Origin of the sequence: Blautia wexlerae DSM 19850 (genome assembly GCF_025148125.1) — a bacterium.
Taxonomy (GTDB): Bacteria; Bacillota; Clostridia; order Lachnospirales; family Lachnospiraceae; genus Blautia_A; species Blautia_A wexlerae.
In genome coordinates, this window is sequence record NZ_CP102267.1 from 1,279,335 (window position 1) to 1,301,447 (window position 22,113).

Below are 22,113 nucleotides of genomic sequence, written 5' to 3' on the forward strand. Positions count from 1 at the left end.
TGATGCTATAATGCTTTTATACAGAGAAAAAACGATGTTGTGGTCTGTGATGGGAATGAAAAGGGCAGACAGACACAGAAGCATCACAGAACTGTAATTATTCAGTACCTTCAGAGCGGCTGCTGAATAATTACAAATTTTATTATAAATGAAAAGGAGGACTACAGATGGAGAGAAAGAGATTTCTTGCAGTTGTAATGACTGTGATGATGGTTATTTCAATGATTCCATCCATGGTTTTTGCGGCAGCTCCGTCAGGAGAATTGGGCGGTAAGCTTAAGATTAAGGGACTTGCAGCTGTAGGCGTAGCGTTGAGTGCAGATTATGCAAAGGTTACACCGGAAGAGGTTACGGATGAAGATTTCACTTTTTCCTGGTCAAGACAGACCGGGGAGAAGGAGTTAACACAGGTAGGTACTGAGAAGACCTATACGATTACTCAGGATGATCTGGGATGCAGACTGGTGCTTGATCTGACCCCTGTAGATGGAAGCGGACTGACAGGTACTCTTACTGCAAAGACGTTAGAGGTAGCTGCAACTGAAGAAGAGGCGAAAGCAGAGGATACACAGCAGGCAGAAACGGCAGATGGAACAGAGAATGCACAGTTGGAAGAAACAGCAGATAATGCAGAAGGCAGTCAGGATTCTGAAAATCAGGACACAGATAGAACAGAAGATGTACAGCAGGATGCAGGAAATGAACAGGAAGATGGATCTCAGAACACAGAAGGTCAGCCGGAGGAAACAACAGAAGGTACTGATGATTCCCAGATGAAAATTTATACAGAAGATCAGCTGCAGGTGGATGAGAACGGAAATGTGCAGACAGATGGATCAGAGAAAGATGGACAGGCAGCAGGTGAAGATGATAAAGATAAAAAGACTTACGAAGCGACTGCCACTGTAGAGGACAGCGAAGATCAGATTTGTGATTTTGGAACAGTAAAGAGTGATCTTGAGGATGTGGAAGCACAGTATGTGCAGATTACGAACACCGGAAATGAGAGCTTGAATTTTCAGGAGATCAGTCCGGAACATTTTATGGTTCAGGATATTACAGAACCGCTGAGTGCAGGTGAATCTGTAAGCGTATGGATACAGCCGAGGGAAGGGCTGGAACCGGGTGAATATGATGATATGATCACATACCGGACGGAAGAAGGTATTGAGGTTTCTTTTGAAGCGAAGATTGCAGTTGAAGGTGAGGATGATTCATCAGATGACGAAGATCTGAAGCCTTCGGATGAGCCTTCTGCAGAACCGACAGAGACGCCGGATGACAGCGAGGCTCCATCGGCAGGTGACAATGCAGATGCATCTCTTGAGGCACAGTCTCTTGAGGTAAATACAGGAAGTCTTAATTTCAGCGATATCGAAGAAAATTATACACAGGCCAATGAGAAACTGTCCGTAACCGTAACAAATACAGGGGATGGAACTGTCACTTTAAAGATACCGAAATCAGATTATTTTGAGGTGATGAACGAAGATGGAAGTGAAGCTGTATCAGGAATACAGATTGCAAAAGGTGATTCTCTTATGTTCATGGTACAGCCAAAAACCGGTCTGACGAAGGGTGATTACAGTGATACCCTGATATTTGAAAGTGAAGAGGATTCGGAAGTAGCAGTGCAGGTAACTGCGGAAGTATCTGTAAAAGAGGCAGAACAGGAACAGATCACAGCAGTTCAGGCAGATCCGGAATCTTTCAGTTATGATGATCTGAAGGAAGGTTATGATACTCCTGAAGCGACGACCATTACACTTACCAATACAGGAAATACAACTGTTTCGCTGATGCAGCCATATGCAGAGTATTTTGATATTGGGGAACTTTCGGCATCAGTGCTGGAGCCGGGAGATTCTGCTGCATTTACAGCAGTACCGGTGACCGGTCTGAAAGTCGGCAATTATCTGGACAGTATTCAGATAGCCCAGACCAGTTCGGAAGGACAGGAAGATGTATTAACAACGATCAAAGCTTCTGCGACTGTTTCGGAAGTGAAAAAGATTTATAAATTATCCGTAACACCGGAAGAACTGAATTTTGGAAAAGCAAAAGAAGGATATAGTGAGGCACCGGAAGCGCAGAAAGTTACAGTGACGAATAAGGGGAATACAAATGTAACTTTAAATGCACCGTCAGGTAAAAACTTTAAAATCGGGAAACTTTCAGCCACAGAGCTTGCACCGGGGGAGAGCTGTACATTTAAAATCCGCCCGAAGGAGGGTTTAAAGGCCGGCTCCTATACAGAGTCAGTTGTGATTGATAATGAACAGCAGATCAGTGCAGAAGTAAAAGTTCAGTTTACGGTTAAAGCTGCCCGCAAGGCGAAAATTGCAGATCCGGCAGATAATAAGATTACAGGAATCAGTTCAGATGGATACACAACACAGTCAAAGATTACATTTACAGCAGTCGGAGCGGGTATGGACAATGAAAGTCCGGGAAAGGGAGATGTCCGCTATGTACCGTATAACTGGAAAGTGATCAATACAAATAGCTGGAGCAGTGCACCTTATACTGCTGCATTTGGAATTACGAAGGCCGGAACCTACACATTGACAGTTACATTTGACCGTCAGAAGTATAATGGAAGTGAATGGAAGAATACAGGGGAGCAGGATACTAAACAGGTGAATTTCAGTATTACGCAGGCGCAGACTGTAACTGCAACTCCGACTCCACAGCCGAATGGAGCAACTGCGAAAACAGCGGTAAAGACAGGAGATACGACTAATATCACACCGTTTGTGATTATTCTGGCGATTGCAGCAGGATGTATTGTGGGAGTTGTGGTATACAAAAGACGAAAGAAATAAGAGTTATCTGAAGAAAAAAATACAGGGGAATATGTAAAATATAAAATTATTAGCACTCATTTTTAGTGAGTGCTAATTTTTTCTTGACTTTTGGAATAAATGGTATTACTATATCTTTCAGAGAAGCAACTTACAGGAGTCAAAAGCTATTTCAAAGGATAAACAGGAGAGGATAGTTTTGACTCCGGAGGCAGAGCAGATAAGAATGCAGTATATTGACAGATAAAGTTGCGGCAAATGATTAAAAACAAAAAGGAGTGTGGACAGCATGGCTGTAAAACATGGAAATTTATCAATTAACAGTGAAAATATTTTCCCAATCATCAAGAAATGGTTATATTCCGATCATGATATTTTTGTAAGAGAGCTGGTCTCCAACGGATGCGATGCGATCACTAAACTGAAAAAACTGGAAGTAATGGGAGAATATACTTTTCCGGAAGGATACAAACCGGAGATTCAGGTAATTGTTAATCCTGATGAGAAAACTCTGAAATTCATCGATAATGGTATTGGCATGACTGCTGATGAAGTAGAGAAATACATTACCCAGATTGCTTTTTCAGGTGCAACTCAGTTTCTTGAGAAATATAAAGACAAAACTACAGATGATCAGATGATTGGTCATTTTGGACTTGGATTTTATTCTGCATTTATGGTAGCGGATGAAGTGCATATTGATACACTTTCCTATACAGAAGGTGCACAGCCTGTACACTGGTCCTGCGATGGCGGAACAGAATATGATATCCAGGAAGGTAACAAGAATACGATTGGTACAGAAATCACCCTGTTCCTGAATGAAGACTGCCTGGAATTTGCAAATGAGTACCGTATGCGTGAGATTCTTGAGAAATACTGTTCCTTCATGCCGGTTCATATTTACCTTTCCAAAGCAAATGCACCTCAGGAATATGAGACAATTGATGAATCTGAGTTAAGAGACGATGATGTAGTTGTTGAACATATTCATGAGGAAGCAAAGACAGAAGAAAAAGAAAATGATAAAGGTGAAAAGGAAGTTGTTGAAATTTCTCCTGCAAAGGATAAAGTAAAGATCAATAAACGTCCGGTTTCCATCAGTGATATTAATCCGCTCTGGATGAAGCATCCAAATGAATGTACAGATGATGAATACAAGGAATTCTACCGCAAGGTGTTTATGGATTATAAGGAACCGTTATTCTGGATACATCTGAATATGGATTATCCGTTTAATTTAAAAGGTATCCTGTACTTCCCGAAGATCAATACAGAGTATGATTCCATTGAAGGAACAATCAAACTTTATAACAATCAGGTATTTATCGCAGATAATATCAAGGAAGTAATTCCTGAATTCCTGCTTCTTCTGAAAGGTGTGATTGATTGTCCGGATCTTCCATTGAACGTGTCACGAAGCGCATTGCAGAATGACGGATTTGTACAGAAGATTTCTGAATACATTTCCAAAAAAGTGGCAGATAAGCTTACCGGAATGTGCAAGACTGACAGAGAATCTTATGAGAAATACTGGGATGATATCAGCCCGTTTATTAAATATGGCTGTATTAAAGATGCTAAGTTTGCAGAGAAAATGGGAGATTATGTACTCTTTAAGAATCTTGATGGCAAATATCTCACATTAAAGGACTGCATTGAAGAGAATAAAAAAGAAACAGAAGAAACTGAGGCTCAGACAGAAGAAAAGAAAGAAGATGCAGCAGAGTCTGAAAACAAAGACAATGCGGAAGCGAAAGAACCTGAGAAGACAGTAATTTTCTATGTAACTGATGAAGTTCAGCAGAGTCAGTATATCAATATGTTTAAGGAAGCAGGAAAAGATGCCGTTATCCTGAAGCATAATATTGACAGTGCATTTATTTCCAGTCTTGAGCAGAAACATCAGGAAGTACAGTTTAAGCGTATTGATGCTGATCTGACCGAAGAAATGAAGGGTGAGGGTACTGCCGATGAAGCAACTGTCAAAGCACTGACAGAACTTTTCCGCAAGAGCCTTAATAAAGATAAACTGGAAGTACATGTTGAGAATCTGAAAAATGAAAATGTATCAGCAATGATGACTCTTTCCGAAGAGAGCCGCCGTATGCAGGATATGATGAAGATGTATAATATGTATGGAATGGATCCGAATATGTTTGGCGGACAGGAAACACTGGTTCTGAATGCGAATCATCCATTGGTTAAATATCTGGCAGAGAATCAGGAATCTGACAAGGCTCCGCTTATCTGTGAACAGTTGTATGACCTTGCGATGATGAGCCATAAACAGCTTTCACCGGACGAAATGACCAGATTTGTTCAGAGAAGCAATGAAATTTTGCTGATGGTTGCAAAATAAGATAGAAAGCAGGCAATTTGCCGGCAGATCAATGAGAGGACAGATACGCCTGTCAGAATAGCAGAATATCAAATAAGGAGCGGAGAATAACTTTTGCTCCTTATTTTTGTGGAAAACAATTACATTGGTATTGACAAATGTCTTATGAATTCCTATTATTAAGTTGCCGATATTTTAATGAATATGCCGAATCCGCATAAAATATAACGGGTTACAGAGAATAGTGACTGCAATGGTGCTTCCGGGCAGCCAATATCGTGACTTTCATTTACTTATAGAGAAATGTGTGTAAATAAATGAGATATCCAAATCTGTAAAAACACAGATTATGGAAGTTACAGGAGGAACGATGTATGAGTGCAGTTTATGGAGTTATTAGAAAATTGGGTGCAACATCAAAGTATAAAGGATATTATTATGTTGTGGATGCAGTAGAAATGGCACAGAAAATTTATGAGCGACCGGTAAAAGTCACCAAAGATATTTATCCGGTCATTGCAAGAAAATATAAATCAACGCCGTCTAATGTAGAACACAACATAAGAACACTGGTAAACTTATGTTGGATGAATCATAAGGATACACTGGAAGAAATGGCAGGGTGTACAATGGCAGATAAACCGACGAACAGTGAGTTTATAGATATTCTGGTCTATTATCTGCGTTATTCGGATAAAGACTGATAACAGAATCTACTCATAATTTCTCACAGGGAATGTGATGACTGGAGAGAAAAACAGTCATGGAATCATCCCAGAGATGTTCCAGACGTTTATCCGGACTGAATGAAGTATAAGAAACACCTGTTGTACATAAAAGGGACTGGTTCTTGTACCGGATATTCAGATAAAAGCTTTGCACAGGAATATCTGCAATATGCTGTTCATTTTTTAACAACGACTGTGTCTGATCATGAGAAAGTTCAAATACAATCCTGAAATTCAAAGGTGTGCGTCTGCCGCGTATGATAGAAAAACAATAAGGTTTTACATCATGCCAGAGGGAATATTCTGTGGAATTCTCCTCAAAAGCAGCCTTTGTGTCAGTATCAAAGAAATCGTAATGAAGTTTTCCGTTTATGGTAAAAGTGTTGAAGGTTGTCACAGATGCCTCGACAAGAGAAAAACGGTCAAATACCTCACCGATCAGGAGTTTATTCATAAAATCTTTTACATCAGTAATTTTTAAAGCAAGCATACAACACCTCTCTGATAACATGATTTACAGCTGTTCAGAATTAAAAAAGACTTCTGGATTGCTGCATATTTCTGAACATATTTTGTGGATCAGGCAGCGCTTCCTGCACTTTGCGGGAAGCGTCTTTTTATTATAAAGCACTTTTGAAAAAAAGAACAGTGTTTTTATTAAAAAGTCTTTTCAAACGTAAAGCGGTGTGATAAGATATATCTGGTATTGAATACTACATATAATGGAAAAGAGGACGATATAATTGAGATATAAGATTATCATAGATAGTTGTGGAGAACTTTTGGACGAATGGAAGAAAGATGAATGTTTTGAATCCATTCCACTGACTCTGATGGTAGGAGCTGAACAGATCATAGATGATGAAACATTTGATCAGGCAGAGTTTATTGATAAAGTGGCAGCCTGCCCGGAATGTCCGAAATCAGCCTGCCCGTCACCTGAGAGATATATGAGAGCATATGACTGCGAGGCTGAGCATATTTATGCAGTGACTTTGTCTTCTGAGCTGAGTGGTTCCTATAACAGTGCGTTGCTTGGCAGAGATCTTATTATGGAAGACCATCCGGATAAAAAAATACATGTGTTTAATTCACGTTCCGCATCCATCGGGGAAAGCCTGATCGGAATGAAGATACAGGAATGCGAAGAAGCAGGGATGAGTTTTGAAGAAGTTGTTTCAACTGTGGAACATTATATTGAAGGACAGCATACATTTTTTATACTTGAGAATCTTGATACTTTGAGAAAGAACGGCCGTCTGAGCAAAGTGAAAGCGTTAGTGGCCAGTGCATTGAAAATCAAACCGGTCATGGGTTCTACGGATGATGGAAATATCTGCCAGCTGGATCAGGCAAGAGGTATGAATCGTGCTCTGATCAAGCTTGTAGAGCAGGTAATCGAGAAAACCCCGGACAGTGCAGAGAAGGTTCTTGCCATCAGTCACTGCAATTGTCCGGCAAGAGCACAGGTGCTCAAAGAGGCTTTTGAAGAGAGAATGAAACTTGCAAAGATCGTAGTCCTTGATACAGCGGGTGTAAGTTCTATGTATGCAAATGACGGCGGAGTGATCGTTGCAGTATAAACTAATTGTTTTCTTTTGCAGTAAAGTGTGCTATAATCAGAAAATACGAAATATTGATGCAAAGGAGATCTATCATGAGCCAGAAGAAAGTCGATGCTTATAAGGCCAGAAAAGGACTGCATAACAAAACAGACAGAAAAGAAAAAGTACTTTTTGGACTGGAAATGTTTGCCTGGGCATTCATTTGTGTTGTGATTGTTGCATGGATTGGTTATTCTGCATATGTAAAAGTGACAGGAGCCAAAGAGAATGTGGTTCAGAATACAGTAATGGATACTACTGCACTTGACAATTACATTTCGAATCTGTCAACAGATGCATCCGATGATACAGACAGCACTGATGCAGATACAGCGGAGGAAGAAGATACAACAGCTTCCACTGATACAGACAGTGAAGATGCTGATGCAGCAGACGCAACCGCAGATGATTCTGAAACGGAAACCGCAGATAAATCTGAAGAAGCAGATGATACAAATGTAGCAGACGATAAAGCTGCAGAAACAGCAGATTCAACAACGGATGCAGACAGCGCAGATGCTAAATAGAAATTGAATCTCTGATGGATTCACAGAAGAAAAGCAATAAAAAATCCCCGGATGATCCGGGGATTTTTTTGAGGTTTAATCCGTATAGAAAAGTGCGGAATTCAATCCTCTCGCGTTAACAAAAATTATAAATTATAATTTTGTAACGTTTGCAGCCTGCATACCACGAGCGCCTTCTGTTAAGTCGTATGTTACAGCCTGTCCTTCTTCAAGGGATTTGAATCCTTCACCATTGATAGCGGAGAAATGTACAAATACGTCTGCACCGTCTTCACCAGTGATAAATCCGTAACCTTTTTCTGCGTTGAACCATTTTACAGTTCCCTTGTTCATGTTGTTACCTCCATAAAAAATAAAAAAATTATATAGTTTCTGGCAAATAAAAAAATCACCAGATTTTACAGATTATATACTGTTATATAATCTCTAAAAACCAGTGACTATACATTAAATAATCCAGATATGAACTGATTATATCTCCCGCATTTTGAATTGTCAAGCAAAAAAGACTGCACATCAGTAAAAAAAGGCTTTATAAAAGAAGAAGTTTCGTGTATTATGTATATCAGAAAGTTATTGTCAAACGACAACGAAGGGAGAGAATTGCATGGGTATTCTGATTCAGGGAGGACGTATCGTAGATGCGGCTACTGACACTGATAAAAAAGGCGATATTTATCTGGAAGATGGCGTGATCACCGAGATCGGTGAGAAACTTAAAATAAAAGATAAAAGCGACAAAGTAATAGATGCGAAGGGATGTCTGGTAATGCCGGGACTGATCGATCTTCACGTTCATTTCAGAGATCCGGGACAGACACAGAAAGAGGATATAGAGACAGGTTCCCGGGCTGCTGCAAGAGGTGGTGTGACAACGGTTGTTGCAATGCCGAATACAACACCGGTAATTGACAGTCCGGATCGTGTAAATTATGTGCATAATAAGGCAAAACAGCTTGCCGGCATTCATGTGCTCCAGGCAGGTGCCATTACGCAGGGGGAGAAGGGACAGGAACTTTCTGATATCGAAGGAATGGTAAAAGCGGGAATCCCGGCATTATCTGAAGACGGCAAATCTGTTATGAATACCAGACTTTGCAAAGAAGCTATGGAAGTGGCAGAGAAATTCAATGTTCCGATTTTTGCTCACTGTGAGGATATTGATCTGCGCGGTGATGGATGTATGAATGAGGATGAGAATGCGCGGAGACTTGGTCTGCCAGGTATCTGCAATGCAGTTGAGGATGTGATCGCAGCGAGAGATATTCTTCTTGCCAGAGAGACAGGGGCAAGACTGCATCTGTGCCATTGTTCCACAGAAGGTGTTGCGAAGATGATGGAGATTGTGAAGGAAGAGGGATTGGACAATATCACAGCAGAGGTTTGCCCGCATCATTTTATCCTCACTTCCGATGATATTAAATGTGATGATCCAAACTATAAGATGAACCCTCCTCTTCGTACGAAGAAAGATGTAGATGCACTGATCCGAGGACTGAAGGATGGTTCCTTTAAAGTGATCAGTACAGATCATGCACCTCATGCAGTGCCGGAGAAGACAGGCTCTATCCGGAATGCGGCTTTTGGCATTGTGGGAATTGAGACAAGCTTTGCATTGTCTTATACTGCACTTGTAGAAACTGGAATTCTTACAATCTCACAGCTTATTGAGAAAATGAGCTGGAACCCAGCACAGATTCTGGGAAGTGACAGAGGTACACTTCAGAAGGGACATCCGGCAGACATTGTCATTGCAGACATTGATCACGAATATAAAATAGATAAAAATGAATTTGCTTCCAAAGGACGCAACACACCATTTGACGGATGGAAAGTAAAGGGAAAAATTCTCTATACAATCTGTGATGGAAAAGTTGTATACCAGAATGCATAAAAATACCATATCAATATTCAGGAGGAAAGACTCATGATCAACAAACTTATTGAAAACATTAAAAAAACAAACGCTCCTATCGTAGTAGGACTGGATCCGATGCTCAACTATATCCCGCAGCATATTCAGAAGAAAGCTTTTTCTGAACTGGGGGAAACATTAGAGGGAGCAGCAGAAGCTATCTGGCAGTATAATAAAGGAATCGTTGATGCGATCAGCGATCTGATCCCTGCAGTGAAACCACAGATCGCAATGTATGAGCAGTTTGGTATTCCGGGCTTAATGGCATATAAGAACACCATTGATTATTGCAAAGAAAAAGGTCTGGTAGTTATTGGAGATATCAAACGAGGTGACATTGGTTCCACATCTGCTGCATATGCAGTCGGACATCTGGGTAAAGTTCAGGTGGGAAGTAACAGAATCGCAGGTTTTGACGAAGATTTTGCGACAATCAATCCATATATGGGATCTGACAGTGTCAACCCGTTTATCGATGTATGTAAAGAAGAGAACAAAGGGCTTTTTGTACTCGTAAAAACATCCAATCCGTCCAGCGGAGAGTTTCAGGACAGAATCATTGACGGACGTCCGCTTTATGAGTGGGTTGGAGAGAAGGTTGCCCAGTGGGGAGAATCACATATGGGAAATGAATACAGCTATGTAGGTGCTGTAGTAGGTGCAACCTATCCGGAAATGGGAAAAACTCTCCGTAAGATCATGCCGAAAACCTTCATCCTGGTACCGGGATATGGTGCACAGGGCGGAAAAGGTGCCGATCTTGTTCATTTCTTTAATGAAGACGGACTTGGTGCGATCGTCAATTCCTCCAGAGGAATCATTGCAGCTTACAAACAGGAAAAATATGCTTCCTTTGGTGAATTAAATTATGCAGATGCATCCCGCCAGGCGGTAAAAGATATGATTGAAGACATCAGTACTGCTTTAAACAATCGCTAGGAGGCATGAAATGAGCGAAAAGACAAGAGAAATCTGCACTGTTGTAAGTCAGGAGAGCATTGGTGCAGGCATTTACAGTATGTGGATCCAGACTGACAGAATTGCAGCAGATGCGAAACCAGGACAGTTTGTATCTCTTTATACAAATGATAAATCCAAAATTCTTCCCAGACCGATCAGTCTTTGTGAGATTGACAAAGAAAATGGCCGTCTTCATCTGGTTTACAGAGTGACCGGACAGGGAACCGGAACCGATGAATTTTCACAGATGAAAGCCGGAGATACCATTCCGGTACTGGGACCTCTGGGAAATGGTTTTCCTGTAGAGAAGGCTGAGGGGAAAAAAGTTTTCCTTATGGGTGGTGGAATCGGTGTTCCTCCGATCCTGGAACTTGCAAAGCAGATGAAATGTGAGAAAAAACAGATCATTGCAGGATACAGGGACTGTCATACGTTCCTCAGAGAGGAATTTGAGGCGGCGGGAACACTTTATATTGCCACAGAGGATGGCAGTGTGGGAACAAAGGGCAATGTTATGGATGCTATCAGAGAGAATGCTCTGGAAGCGGACGTGATCTATGCCTGCGGACCAACTCCGATGCTTCGTGCAATCAAGAAATATGCCGAAGAAAATGGGATTGAATGTTATATTTCCCTGGAGGAACGTATGGCATGCGGAATCGGTGCCTGCCTTGCCTGTGTGTGCAAATCCAGAGAAAAAGATGCACATAGCAATGTGAATAATAAGAGAATCTGCAAGGATGGCCCGGTATTTCTTTCTACGGAGGTGGAAATCTGATGGATATGAGTGTAAATATTGCCGGCGTAGAGTGGAAAAATCCGGTAACAGTGGCATCCGGAACCTTTGGTTCAGGAGCAGAATTTGCTGATTATGTAGATATTAATAAGCTGGGAGCAGTGACAACCAAGGGCGTAGCCAATGTCCCGTGGGTCGGAAATCCGACTCCGCGTGTGGCTGAAGTTTACGGAGGCATGATGAATGCGATTGGTCTGCAGAATCCTGGTATCGATCTTTTCTGTGAGAGGGATATTCCTTTTTTGAAACAGTATGATACAAAGATCATTGTAAATGTATGCGGTCATGCGCCGGAAGAATATCTGGCAGTGGTGGAACGTTTGGCAGATCAGCCAATTGATATGATGGAGATTAATATTTCCTGCCCGAATGTAAATGCAGGATTCCTTGCATTTGGTCAGGATGCACATCATGTAGAGGAACTTACCGCTCAGATCAAAAAGATTGCAAAACAGCCTGTGATCATGAAGTTAACACCGAATGTCACAGATATCACAGAGATTGCAAAAGGTGCGGAAGCAGGCGGTGCAGATGCGGTATCCCTGATCAATACACTGACAGGAATGAAGATTGATATCAACAGGAAGACTTTTGCGCTTGCAAATAAAACCGGTGGTGTTTCCGGACCGATCGTGAAACCGATTGCTGTCCGTATGGTTTATCAGGTTGCACAGGCAGTCAATATCCCGATCATCGGAATGGGCGGAATTTCCTGCGCAGAGGATGCAATTGAGTTTATTCTTGCAGGAGCCAGCGCAGTATCTGTGGGTACGGCAAATTTCCACAATCCGGCAGTGACACTGGACGTGATCGATGGAATTGAAGCGTATATGAAGAAGAATGGATTCAATTCCGTAAAAGAGATGGTTGGTATTGTAAAATAAAACAGATACAGGAGGCATAACATAAGATGGAACAGTATAAACAGGAATTTATTGAATTTATGGTAGACAGTGAAGTTCTGAAATTCGGAGAATTTACCCTTAAAAGCGGAAGAAAGTCCCCGTTTTTTATGAATGCAGGCGGATATGTGACAGGTTCTCAGTTAAAGAAACTGGGTGAGTACTACGCACATGCTATTCATGATAAATATGGCGATGATTTCGATGTGCTTTTTGGACCTGCATATAAGGGAATCCCGTTAAGTGTTGTAACTGCAATTGCATTCAGCGAATTATATGGAAAAGAAATCCGCTACTGTTCAGACCGTAAGGAAGAAAAAGACCATGGTGCAGATAAGGGAAGCTTCCTCGGAAGTAAATTAAAAGACGGCGATCGTGTAGTGATGATCGAAGATGTAACAACATCCGGTAAATCCATGGAAGAGACAGTACCGAAGGTAAAAGGTGCGGCTGATGTGGAAATCGTCGGTCTTATGGTTTCTCTGGACCGCATGGAAGTCGGAAAAGGCGGCGTGAAGTGTGCCCTTGACGAAGTCCATGACCTTTATGGGTTTGAAACAAATGCGATTGTTACAATGAAAGAGGTCATTGAACATCTTTATAATAAAGAATATAAAGGAAAAGTAATCATTGACGATACATTGAAAGCCGCAATCGACGCATATTATGAGCAGTACGGTGCAAAATAAGCAAATACAGGTAACAGCGATTTATAAATAAGATATCATGATCTGCGAAAGCAGATCATGATACTGATGAGGACGATTATGAACGAAAAAATTTATAAAACCATGTCTTCCACAGGAGCCTGCAGTCTGACAGTCGGGATCATTGTACTGGCAACGGGAATCGTAACAGGGATCATGATGATCGTAAACGGTGCAAGACTGCTGAAAAAGAAATCAGAGATATTGATATAAAAGGCTTCAGAAACAGGAGAAAACATTGAAAAAAGAAACGAAGCATATCATACGGACACTGGGAACCATTTTGTTTATCCTGTATGTTCTGGCACTGATTTATTTTCTGTTCTTTTCAGAAGAATACGGAAGAGCAGCAATGGAAGAAAGACAGTACAGATATAATCTGATACCGTTTGTTGAGATAAGGCGTTTCTGGGTATACAGGAAACAGCTTGGACTTATGGCGGTAGTTACAAATCTTTTTGGAAATGTAATTGGTTTTCTTCCATTTGGATTTATACTGCCGGTTATTCTGGACAAAATGAGAAGCGGATGGCTGATCGTACTGGCAGGATTTGGGCTTAGTGTTACGGTAGAGGTCATCCAGCTTATTACAAAGGTTGGGTGCTTTGACGTAGATGATATGATATTGAATACAGCAGGGGCGGCTCTGGGATATCTGCTTTTTTTTATCTGCGATCACCTGAGGAGAAAAATTTATGGCAAAAAGATATAGATATGCGTTTGCAAAGAAAAGAGAGGCACAGCAGGGAAAACTGTCAGCAGTGCTGGCGGCTGTTTCACTGGTTTTATTTGTGACTGCAGTTTTGCTGGCATTTTTTTTGCAGGGACAATACGGATATATTGTAGGCGGGATCAGTCTTTGCGCAATGCTTCTGTCTGTATATGGATTTGCGATGGGACTGAAAAGCTTTTCAGAAGAAAACCGGACACACAAAGCAGGTATGATCGGCTCTATTGCAAACGGAATCATAATGATCGGATGGCTGGGAATCTTTCTGATGGGAATTTCCGGCTGATTAACAGGGAAGTCTGATAGAAAAAGGAGAAATATAGTTTGGACGAATGGGTTATGGAACGGTATGAACTGGCGAAAGAAAGAATCGCTCAGATACCGGACGAGAAAATGGCAGAAGAACCGTACTGCGATTTTTTTACAAAAGAAGCAATGTTTTTACAGCAGGTGATTCATGTGATGGACCATGGAATTGCGGGGAAAAATCTTGAAGAACTTCAGGAACAGAATCATGAATTATATCAGGATATTCTGCCCGAAAATTATGAAAATTCTTATGGAAATCCTGCATATGCACAGAAAATGCTGGGAGAATACGGAAAAGTATTTACCTTTCTTTATACAGAACTTTATGGCACGATTGCTTATGCGTTTGAAAAAAAAGCATGGGATCTTACGGTTGTACTTGAATTGTTTCTGGAAATCTATTCTGCATTTACGCAGGAAGAAATTCCTGCTGAGAAACAGGTGAAAGAAATTCTCGTTTCCTACGTGAATGACTACTGCCAGGATATGGTGGAAAATCGGATCAGAGAGGCGATTGATCCTGAGAATAATTTTGTGGTTGAAATGATCATGGATTCGGATCTGAGCGATCTGAGTTATCTGTATCAGTCCGGCGAATATGTATCGGAAAATGAACTGAAAACAGCAGAATTTATGAATTCACTTTCCCAGAGGGAAATTGATGAGATGGCACGTACTTATACAGAAGGCTATCGGATGGGATTCATCACAGGAAGAAAAGATATTACAAAGAAGAAAACGGTTAATATACGTTATCATCTTGGCTTTGAGCGTATGGTAAAAGCGGCTGTTCTTCAGTTCCGGGAGATGGGGCTGCAGACGGTTATTTACCGCCATGCACTTCATGCGGTGAACAGACGGAATCAGTTCAGAAATGGATTTACAGGAGGAATTGCAAATCCGCAGTTTGATTATGACCACAGACAGGACAGTGCGCTGTTTCTGGATCCGGATTTTGTAAAGCGTAAACTTCGTGCCATGCAGACTTCTTATGATGAATATGCAGATCTGGCAGATGTACATGGCGGACCGGCTGTGATCGAGACATTTGGAGAGAAGCCGTTTTCACCGGTAAGTAAACCGGAAAGCTGGGCGTTTACAGAAGCACAGCAGAAGCTTCAGCTGGAACTGGACAATGAATCCGGTCAAATCACAAATCGTTATATCAAAGGTGAGGAAAGAAGTTTTACGATCATTGCTTATCCGATACCTGAGATCGGGGAGGATTTTCCGGAAATTTTCCGCGAGATCGTAAAGATCAATACATTGGATTATAAGAAATATCAGAAGATCCAGCAGACGATCATAGATACTCTTGATACCTGTGAATGGGTGGAAATCAAGGGAAAGGGAGAGAATGAGACAGATCTGCTCATTCATCTTCATACATTAACAGATGCGAAAACACAGACAAATTTTGAGAACTGTGTGGCAGATGTAAATATTCCTCTGGGTGAAGTATTTACTTCACCGGTGCTTGCAGGAACAGGCGGAATGCTTCATGTTTCAAAAGTATATCTTAACGGACTGCAGTTTTGTGACCTGAAGCTTGTGTTTGACTGCGGACAGGTGATCGATTACAGCTGTTCTAATTTTGAGACAGAGGAAGAGAACCGTAAATATATTGAAGATAATATTCTGTTCCATCATCCGAAACTTGCAATGGGAGAATTTGCGATCGGAACTAATACAACAGCTTATGTGGCAGCACAGAAATATAATATCGCAGACAAACTTCCGATTCTGATCGCGGAGAAAATGGGACCGCATTTTGCAGTTGGTGATACCTGTTACAGCTGGTCAGAAGATACTCCGGTCTATAATCCGGATGGTAAAGAGATCATCGCAAGGGACAATGAGATTTCCGAGATGCGAAAAGAAGACGTCAGCCTTGCTTATTATGGATGTCACACAGATATTACGATTCCATATGACGAACTGGGAAGCATCCGTACGATTGATGATGAGGGGGATATGATCTCTATTATTGAAGATGGAAGATTTGTCCTTCCGGGTACGGAAGCTCTGAACGAGCCGTTTGGGGAATAAAGGCATTTTCCTGTTAAGTTCGGAATACAAAAAAATTTATTAGTTCGTTAAAATATTTCTTTGCATTAATTTTATTGACAGAAAAAGGGAATCTTAGTAGAATCTACGGTTAGAGAGGGTTTTGATAAAATCTTTTCTGACCGTACTTTTTTTATCAATAAAATAAAAACAAAGTCCCGGACAGATAAAATCTGGTCTGTCTGAGAATACTTGAGAAGAAAAGGAGAATAATCATGGCAAAAGTAGGAATTGTGATGGGCAGCGACTCAGATATGCCGATCATGAGCAAAGCAGCAGACATTCTGGAGAAACTGGGAATTGATTACGAGATAAAGATCATTTCCGCACACAGGGAACCGGATGTCTTTTTTGAATATGCAAAAACAGCAGAGGAAAAAGGCTTTAAAGTAATCATCGCAGGTGCAGGAATGGCAGCTCATCTGCCGGGAATGTGCGCAGCAATCTTCCCGATGCCGGTTATCGGAATTCCTATGCACACTACTTCTCTGGGAGGAAGAGATTCCCTTTATTCTATCGTACAGATGCCGTCAGGAATCCCGGTTGCAACAGTCGCTATCAACGGAGGCGCAAACGCAGGACTTCTGGCAGCTAAGATACTTGCAACATCAGATGAGGAACTTCTTGCAAAATTAAAAGCTTACAGCCAGGAATTAAAAGAACAGGTGGAAGCAAAAGACGCAAGATTACAGGAAGTCGGATATAAAAATTACTAAGATAAAATGAGGATAACTCAGGTTCATAAACAGGATCAGGGGTAAAAACGGAGGATTATCATGGATTACAAGACCGCTGGAGTAGATATTGAAGCAGGATACAAATCAGTAGAGCTGATGAAAGAGCATGTAAAGAGAACCATGCGTGAAGAAGTGCTGGGAGGACTGGGAGGATTTTCCGGTGCCTTTTCTCTTGCTAAGATCAAAGAAATGGAAGAACCGGTATTATTATCAGGTACAGACGGATGTGGAACTAAAGTAAAACTTGCTATGGTCATGGACAAGCATGACACCATTGGCATTGATGCAGTTGCCATGTGTGTCAATGATATTGCATGTGCAGGCGGAGAACCATTATTCTTCCTTGATTATATTGCATGTGGTAAGAATTATCCGGAAAAGATCGCAGCTATCGTAGGCGGCGTTGCAGAAGGCTGTGTGCAGTCAGATGCAGCTCTGATCGGCGGTGAGACAGCAGAGCATCCGGGACTGATGCCGGAAGACGAATATGACCTGGCTGGTTTCGCAGTAGGTGTCTGCGATAAAAAAGAGATGATCACAGGTGAAGAACTGAAAGCAGGAGATGTTCTGATCGGTATGGCATCCACAGGGGTTCACAGTAACGGATTTTCTCTTGTCCGTAAAGTTTTTGATATGACAAAGGAATCTCTTGATACTTATTATGAAGAACTTGGAACAACACTTGGTGAAGCACTTCTGGCACCAACCAGAATCTATGTAAAAGCATTAAAGAGCATTAAAAATGCCGGAGTTCGTGTGCACGCATGCAGTCATATCACAGGCGGCGGTTTTTATGAAAATATTCCGAGAATGCTTAAAGAGGGAACACGTGCAGTTGTGGAAAAGAACAGCTATCCGGTACTTCCAATCTTCAAACTTCTTGCTGAAAAAGGCAATATTGACGAACAGATGATGTACAATACTTATAACATGGGACTTGGAATGATCCTTGCTGTAGATGCGGCAGATGTGGACAAAACAATGGAAGCAATCAAAGCAGCAGGTGACACTCCGTACGTAGTAGGACGTATCGAAGATGGTGAAAAGGGAGTGACTTTATGTTAAAAGTCGGTGTACTGGTTTCAGGAGGCGGCACGAATCTGCAGGCTATCCTGGATGCCATTGACTGTGGAAAGATTACAAATGCAGAAGTTTCTCTGGTTATCAGCAATAATCCGAAGGCTTATGCGCTGGAGAGAGCAAAGAATCACAACATAGAAGCTGTATGTATTTCCCCAAAACAGTTTGAGAACAGAGAAGAATTTCACAGGGCACTTCTTGCGAAGCTGAAAGAAAGTGGTGTAGAGCTTATCGTTCTGGCGGGATTTCTTGTGGCTATTCCTCCAATGATCGTGGAAGCGTATCCAAATAAGATCATCAATATCCACCCGTCACTGATTCCGTCTTTCTGTGGAGTGGGCTATTATGGATTGCATGTACATGAGAAAGCTCTGGAAAGAGGCGTACGTGTGACAGGTGCGACCGTACATTTTGTTGACACAGGTACAGATACAGGTCCGATCATTCTTCAGAAGGCCGTAAAGATTAAATCTGATGATACCCCGGAAGTTCTTCAGAGACGTGTTATGGAGAAAGCGGAGTGGAAGATTCTTCCGAAAGCTATCAATCTTATTGCCAATGACAAAGTGAAAGTGGTGGATGGAAGAGTAGAAACAGAGGAATTTGATACAGAAGAGTAGATAAAGGAGCAAAAATAAAATGAAAGTCTTGATCGTAGGCAGCGGTGGAAGAGAACATGCCATTGCATGGAGTGTTTCAAAGAGTCCGAAAGTGGATAAAATTTATTGTGCACCTGGAAATGCAGGGATTGCAGAACTTGCAGAATGTGTAGATATCGGTGCTATGGAGTTTGAGAAACTTGCTGATTTTGCTCAGGAGAAAGCAATTGATCTTACCATTATCGGTATGGATGATCCTCTGGTTGGCGGTGTGGTAGATGTATTTGAAGCACGTGGTCTGAAAGTCTTTGGCCCGAGAAAGAATGCAGCTATCCTTGAAGGCTCCAAAGCGTTCTCAAAAGATCTGATGAAAAAATACAATATTCCCACAGCGGCATATGAGAATTTTGATGATCCTGAGAAAGCACTGGAATATCTCCGCACGGAAGCCAGATTTCCAATTGTTCTGAAAGCAGATGGTCTTGCACTCGGCAAGGGAGTGCTGATCTGCAAGGATTTGAAAGAGGCAGAAGACGGCGTAAAAGAGATCATGGAAGATAAGAAATTCGGAAATGCCGGAAATACTATGGTCATTGAAGAATTTATGACAGGACGTGAAGTCTCTGTGTTATCATTTGTAGATGGAAAAACTATCCGTACAATGACATCCGCACAGGATCACAAACGTGCTCAGGACGGTGATCAGGGATTGAATACTGGCGGAATGGGAACTTTCTCCCCAAGTCCGTTCTATACAGAAGAAGTAGATGAATTCTGCAGGAAATATGTATATCAGCCGACAGTGGACGCAATGGCTGCAGAAGGACGCCCGTTTAAGGGAATCATTTTCTTTGGTCTTATGCTTACCGCAGATGGCCCGAAGGTATTGGAATATAATGCACGCTTCGGAGATCCGGAAGCACAGGTAGTCCTGCCACGTATGAAGAATGATATCATTGAAGTAATGGAAGCTTGCGTAAATGGAACACTGGACCAGGTAGACCTTCAGTTCGAGGATAATGCAGCAGTGTGCGTAGTACTTGCAAGTGATGGATATCCTGTAAAATATGAAAAAGGTATCCCAATGTACGGCTTTGAAAATTTCAAAGGCAAAGACGGATATTACTGCTTCCACGCAGGAACCAAACTGAAAGACGGTCAGATTGTTACCAATGGTGGTCGTGTTCTGGGAATTACTGCGACAGGCAAAGATTTAAAAGAAGCAAGAAAGAATGCATATGAAGCTACAGAGTGGATTACATTCGCAAATAAATATATGCGCCATGATATTGGAAAAGCAATTGATGAAGCATAAAAAATATTGATGTTTAAAAATAAACAGGAGACAAAGCTGGGATAAAAGTCCCATTCTTGTCTCCTGTTTTATGGTTGGCAGATACTTTTTCTGTCCAAAATGATCTCGATGTAATATTTTTTGAAAGAACGATAGAATCCACATAAATTATTTTGCATAAATAATACGAGCGATTTCCTTTACTTTTCATGCAATCTGTTATAAAATAGAAAAGTGCTGTAAAGCAAAGTTACAGATTGAGATGAATTGTAACGTAGCAGAAACAGCAAGGAGAAAGTTACTGTTCAGCATATGCACAGTAATGGGAGAAATATTATGAACAGGAAAAGTCAGAAAGAGATTCAGGTGACGACACATATGGTGCGCCAGTTTCTGCAGGAGAATGAAGATACCGGTTATCGGGATTTTCACAGCAATCTTCTGCCGGGTGTGGATAATGTTATGGGAATCAGACTTCCGGTGTTGCGAAAATTTGCAAAGCAGCTTTCTGGTATGGACTGGCAGGAATGGTTTGAACAGGCGGATGACCAGTGGTATGAAGAAACGATGCTTCGCGGATTGGTGAGCGCTTATGCAAAGATGGAATGCAAAGAACGCTTAACATATGTGGCAAAATTTGTGCCGGACATTAATAACTGGGCAGTATGCGATTGCTTTTGCAGTACATTAAAAGATGCAGATAAATACCAGACAGAATACTGGGATTTTATTGAAACGTATTTTACTTCGAATAAAGAATACGAAGCAAGATTTGCGGCAGTCATGCTTCTGGGACATTTTGTGAAGCGTGAATATTTGAAAGAGAGTATCAGACGTCTGGAGAGTATCACTCAGCAGGGATATTATGCAAAGATGGCAGTGGCGTGGGCAGTATCTGTATATTTTGCGGCATTTCCGGATGAGATGCTGACATACTTGCAGGACGGTCACAAACTGGATGAATTTACATATAAGAAATCACTACAGAAGATCACAGAGTCTTATCGTGTTGATAAGGAAATGAAAAAGATCATAAAAGAAATGAGACAGAGAGGATAAAATAATGGGAATCAGCAAAGAAGAAGCAATCAAGGAATTACAGAACAGAGAGACAGTATTTGTTGCATACTCACAGGCTACCAAACTGCCATATGTGAAATGTGACGAAGAGACTTATAATGACCAGGCATGGATTTTTTCCACAGAAGAAGGAATCAAAGAATTCGGCAAAAAAATGCTGGAAGAAAAGGTTCTTCTTATGGGTATGAAATTTACCAAGAAGGATTATCCCAGATTATATGGAACTTTCTATGCAATTGGCGTAAATACAGTTGTATGGGTAGATGGTGAAGATAAAATTGAGATTGATCTTCCGGATGTTGCAAAACAGGCAGATATGAGCAAGATTGAGCCGGCTAAGAGACCGCTTCTGAATCCTACACTGGAGCTTTCCGGCATTTACTTTATGCAGGAACTCCGCCGTCCGGTAGAGAAGGATCAGCATGGAAATCTTCGTGAGCTTGAGGAAGAACTGATCGTAAACCTGAAGAAATCCGAATATCTGGTTGCTATGAATGTAGATCCTGAAGATCCTAAGAAGATCAATATTCCGTATCTCAAAAATAAAAAAGAAGAAATTCTCCAGCCTGTATTTACAGACGTTATGGAACTTGAGAAGTTTACAAAAGGTCAGAAGCTGCGTATTGCGAAAGTACCGTTTGCAAAACTTCCGGAGCTGTTAATCGATAAGGCAATGGCTTATGCAGTTAATCCATTAGGCTTTAACCTTGTTCTGAACAGAGAACAGCTCAATAAGATCATTGGCTTAAAATAATCAAGTCATGTAGATGAAATTCAGTTGACAGAAAGAAGATAAAGGGTGTGCATGCTGTGTGAGAACATGGCAGTACACCCCTTTTTGTTTTGAAAAATAATACAGCAATACGTCTTTCTGTTGCAAAAAATGCTGGTTTGTGCTAGGATATGTGTAACACAAAAAGGAGAAGAAAACGT

General features: G+C 41.3%; 22 protein-coding genes. 20 read left to right on the top strand and 2 right to left on the bottom strand.

What is annotated here, in order from left to right; all coding sequences use genetic code 11:
• Positions 1–167: 167 nt before the first annotated feature.
• From NQ550_RS05895 to NQ550_RS05905, 3 genes are all read left to right on the top strand, one after another.
• Positions 168–2,825, top strand: a complete 2,658-nt coding sequence (locus tag NQ550_RS05895; protein ID WP_025579477.1) for a COG1470 family protein — start codon at positions 168–170, stop codon at positions 2,823–2,825.
• Positions 2,826–3,093: 268 nt separating this feature from the next.
• Complete coding sequence (htpG, locus tag NQ550_RS05900; protein ID WP_025579479.1) at positions 3,094–5,166, top strand: molecular chaperone HtpG; 2,073 nt, start codon at positions 3,094–3,096, stop codon at positions 5,164–5,166.
• 353 nt (positions 5,167–5,519) lie between these two features.
• Entirely contained in the window at positions 5,520–5,849 is a 330-nt protein-coding gene (locus NQ550_RS05905; protein ID WP_008705507.1) for a sporulation initiation factor Spo0A C-terminal domain-containing protein, read from the top strand.
• Positions 5,850–5,862: 13 nt separating this feature from the next.
• On the opposite strand, the gene NQ550_RS05910 is transcribed toward NQ550_RS05905, so the two are convergent.
• Positions 5,863–6,363 carry a DUF5721 family protein gene (locus NQ550_RS05910; protein ID WP_020993367.1) on the bottom strand — a complete coding sequence of 167 codons (501 nt, stop codon included), beginning with the start codon at positions 6,361–6,363 and terminating at the stop codon, positions 5,863–5,865.
• A 253-nt stretch (positions 6,364–6,616) separates the two neighbouring features.
• On the opposite strand from NQ550_RS05910, the gene NQ550_RS05915 reads away from it, so the two are divergent.
• Both NQ550_RS05915 and NQ550_RS05920 read left to right on the top strand, forming a co-directional pair.
• A complete protein-coding gene (locus NQ550_RS05915) occupies positions 6,617–7,456 on the top strand; it encodes a DegV family protein (RefSeq protein ID WP_025579480.1) in 840 nt (279 codons plus the stop codon).
• 74 nt (positions 7,457–7,530) lie between these two features.
• A complete protein-coding gene (locus NQ550_RS05920; protein WP_025579482.1) occupies positions 7,531–8,004 on the top strand; it encodes a hypothetical protein in 474 nt (157 codons plus the stop codon).
• 132 nt (positions 8,005–8,136) lie between these two features.
• On the opposite strand, the gene NQ550_RS05925 is transcribed toward NQ550_RS05920, so the two are convergent.
• Positions 8,137–8,337: a cold-shock protein gene (locus tag NQ550_RS05925; RefSeq protein WP_008705499.1), complete on the bottom strand. Its 201-nt coding sequence runs from the start codon at positions 8,335–8,337 to the stop codon at positions 8,137–8,139.
• A 274-nt stretch (positions 8,338–8,611) separates the two neighbouring features.
• Here NQ550_RS05925 and NQ550_RS05930 point away from each other — a divergent pair, with 274 nt between their 5' ends.
• The 15 genes from NQ550_RS05930 (at position 8,612) to NQ550_RS06000 (ending at position 21,934) form a co-directional block, all read left to right on the top strand.
• Positions 8,612–9,898 carry a dihydroorotase gene (locus NQ550_RS05930; protein WP_008705497.1) on the top strand — a complete coding sequence of 429 codons (1,287 nt, stop codon included), beginning with the start codon at positions 8,612–8,614 and terminating at the stop codon, positions 9,896–9,898.
• A gap of 33 nt (positions 9,899–9,931) precedes the next feature.
• Positions 9,932–10,858, top strand: coding sequence for an orotidine-5'-phosphate decarboxylase (gene pyrF, locus NQ550_RS05935; RefSeq protein WP_008705494.1), 927 nt, complete (start codon positions 9,932–9,934; stop codon positions 10,856–10,858).
• Between the two features lie 10 nt (positions 10,859–10,868).
• Positions 10,869–11,657 carry a dihydroorotate dehydrogenase electron transfer subunit gene (locus NQ550_RS05940; RefSeq protein ID WP_008705492.1) on the top strand — a complete coding sequence of 263 codons (789 nt, stop codon included), beginning with the start codon at positions 10,869–10,871 and terminating at the stop codon, positions 11,655–11,657.
• Positions 11,657–12,559, top strand: a complete 903-nt coding sequence (locus NQ550_RS05945) for a dihydroorotate dehydrogenase (protein ID WP_025579486.1) — start codon at positions 11,657–11,659, stop codon at positions 12,557–12,559. The genes NQ550_RS05940 and NQ550_RS05945 overlap by 1 nt, the downstream gene beginning before the upstream one ends.
• Positions 12,560–12,585: 26 nt before the next feature.
• Complete coding sequence (gene pyrE / locus NQ550_RS05950) at positions 12,586–13,266, top strand: orotate phosphoribosyltransferase (protein WP_025579488.1); 681 nt, start codon at positions 12,586–12,588, stop codon at positions 13,264–13,266.
• Positions 13,267–13,344: 78 nt separating this feature from the next.
• Positions 13,345–13,497, top strand: coding sequence for a hypothetical protein (locus NQ550_RS05955; protein WP_022380872.1), 153 nt, complete (start codon positions 13,345–13,347; stop codon positions 13,495–13,497).
• 25 nt (positions 13,498–13,522) lie between these two features.
• The gene (locus NQ550_RS05960) at positions 13,523–13,996 is read left to right on the top strand and encodes a VanZ family protein (protein ID WP_008705487.1); all 474 of its coding nucleotides are present in this window, start codon (positions 13,523–13,525) and stop codon (positions 13,994–13,996) included.
• Positions 13,980–14,300: a DUF6142 family protein gene (locus NQ550_RS05965; RefSeq protein ID WP_008705486.1), complete on the top strand. Its 321-nt coding sequence runs from the start codon at positions 13,980–13,982 to the stop codon at positions 14,298–14,300. The genes NQ550_RS05960 and NQ550_RS05965 overlap by 17 nt, the downstream gene beginning before the upstream one ends.
• A 53-nt stretch (positions 14,301–14,353) precedes the next feature.
• Positions 14,354–16,372: an aminopeptidase gene (locus NQ550_RS05970; RefSeq protein WP_029677051.1), complete on the top strand. Its 2,019-nt coding sequence runs from the start codon at positions 14,354–14,356 to the stop codon at positions 16,370–16,372.
• 233 nt (positions 16,373–16,605) lie between these two features.
• On the top strand, positions 16,606–17,106 hold the full coding sequence (purE, locus tag NQ550_RS05975) for a 5-(carboxyamino)imidazole ribonucleotide mutase (protein ID WP_008705484.1): 501 nt from the start codon (positions 16,606–16,608) through the stop codon (positions 17,104–17,106).
• 60 nt (positions 17,107–17,166) lie between these two features.
• Entirely contained in the window at positions 17,167–18,192 is a 1,026-nt protein-coding gene (purM, locus tag NQ550_RS05980; protein ID WP_008705483.1) for a phosphoribosylformylglycinamidine cyclo-ligase, read from the top strand.
• On the top strand, positions 18,186–18,827 hold the full coding sequence (purN, locus tag NQ550_RS05985; RefSeq protein WP_025579492.1) for a phosphoribosylglycinamide formyltransferase: 642 nt from the start codon (positions 18,186–18,188) through the stop codon (positions 18,825–18,827). Before purM ends, purN begins: the two co-directional genes overlap by 7 nt.
• Positions 18,828–18,846: 19 nt before the next feature.
• The gene (gene purD, locus NQ550_RS05990; RefSeq protein ID WP_025579495.1) at positions 18,847–20,121 is read left to right on the top strand and encodes a phosphoribosylamine--glycine ligase; all 1,275 of its coding nucleotides are present in this window, start codon (positions 18,847–18,849) and stop codon (positions 20,119–20,121) included.
• Positions 20,122–20,436: 315 nt separating this feature from the next.
• Positions 20,437–21,159 carry a DNA alkylation repair protein gene (locus NQ550_RS05995; protein WP_025579496.1) on the top strand — a complete coding sequence of 241 codons (723 nt, stop codon included), beginning with the start codon at positions 20,437–20,439 and terminating at the stop codon, positions 21,157–21,159.
• 4 nt (positions 21,160–21,163) lie between these two features.
• Positions 21,164–21,934 (top strand): SseB family protein, encoded by a 771-nt coding sequence (locus NQ550_RS06000; RefSeq protein WP_025579497.1) that lies wholly within the window; start codon positions 21,164–21,166, stop codon positions 21,932–21,934.
• Positions 21,935–22,113: the final 179 nt, after the last annotated feature.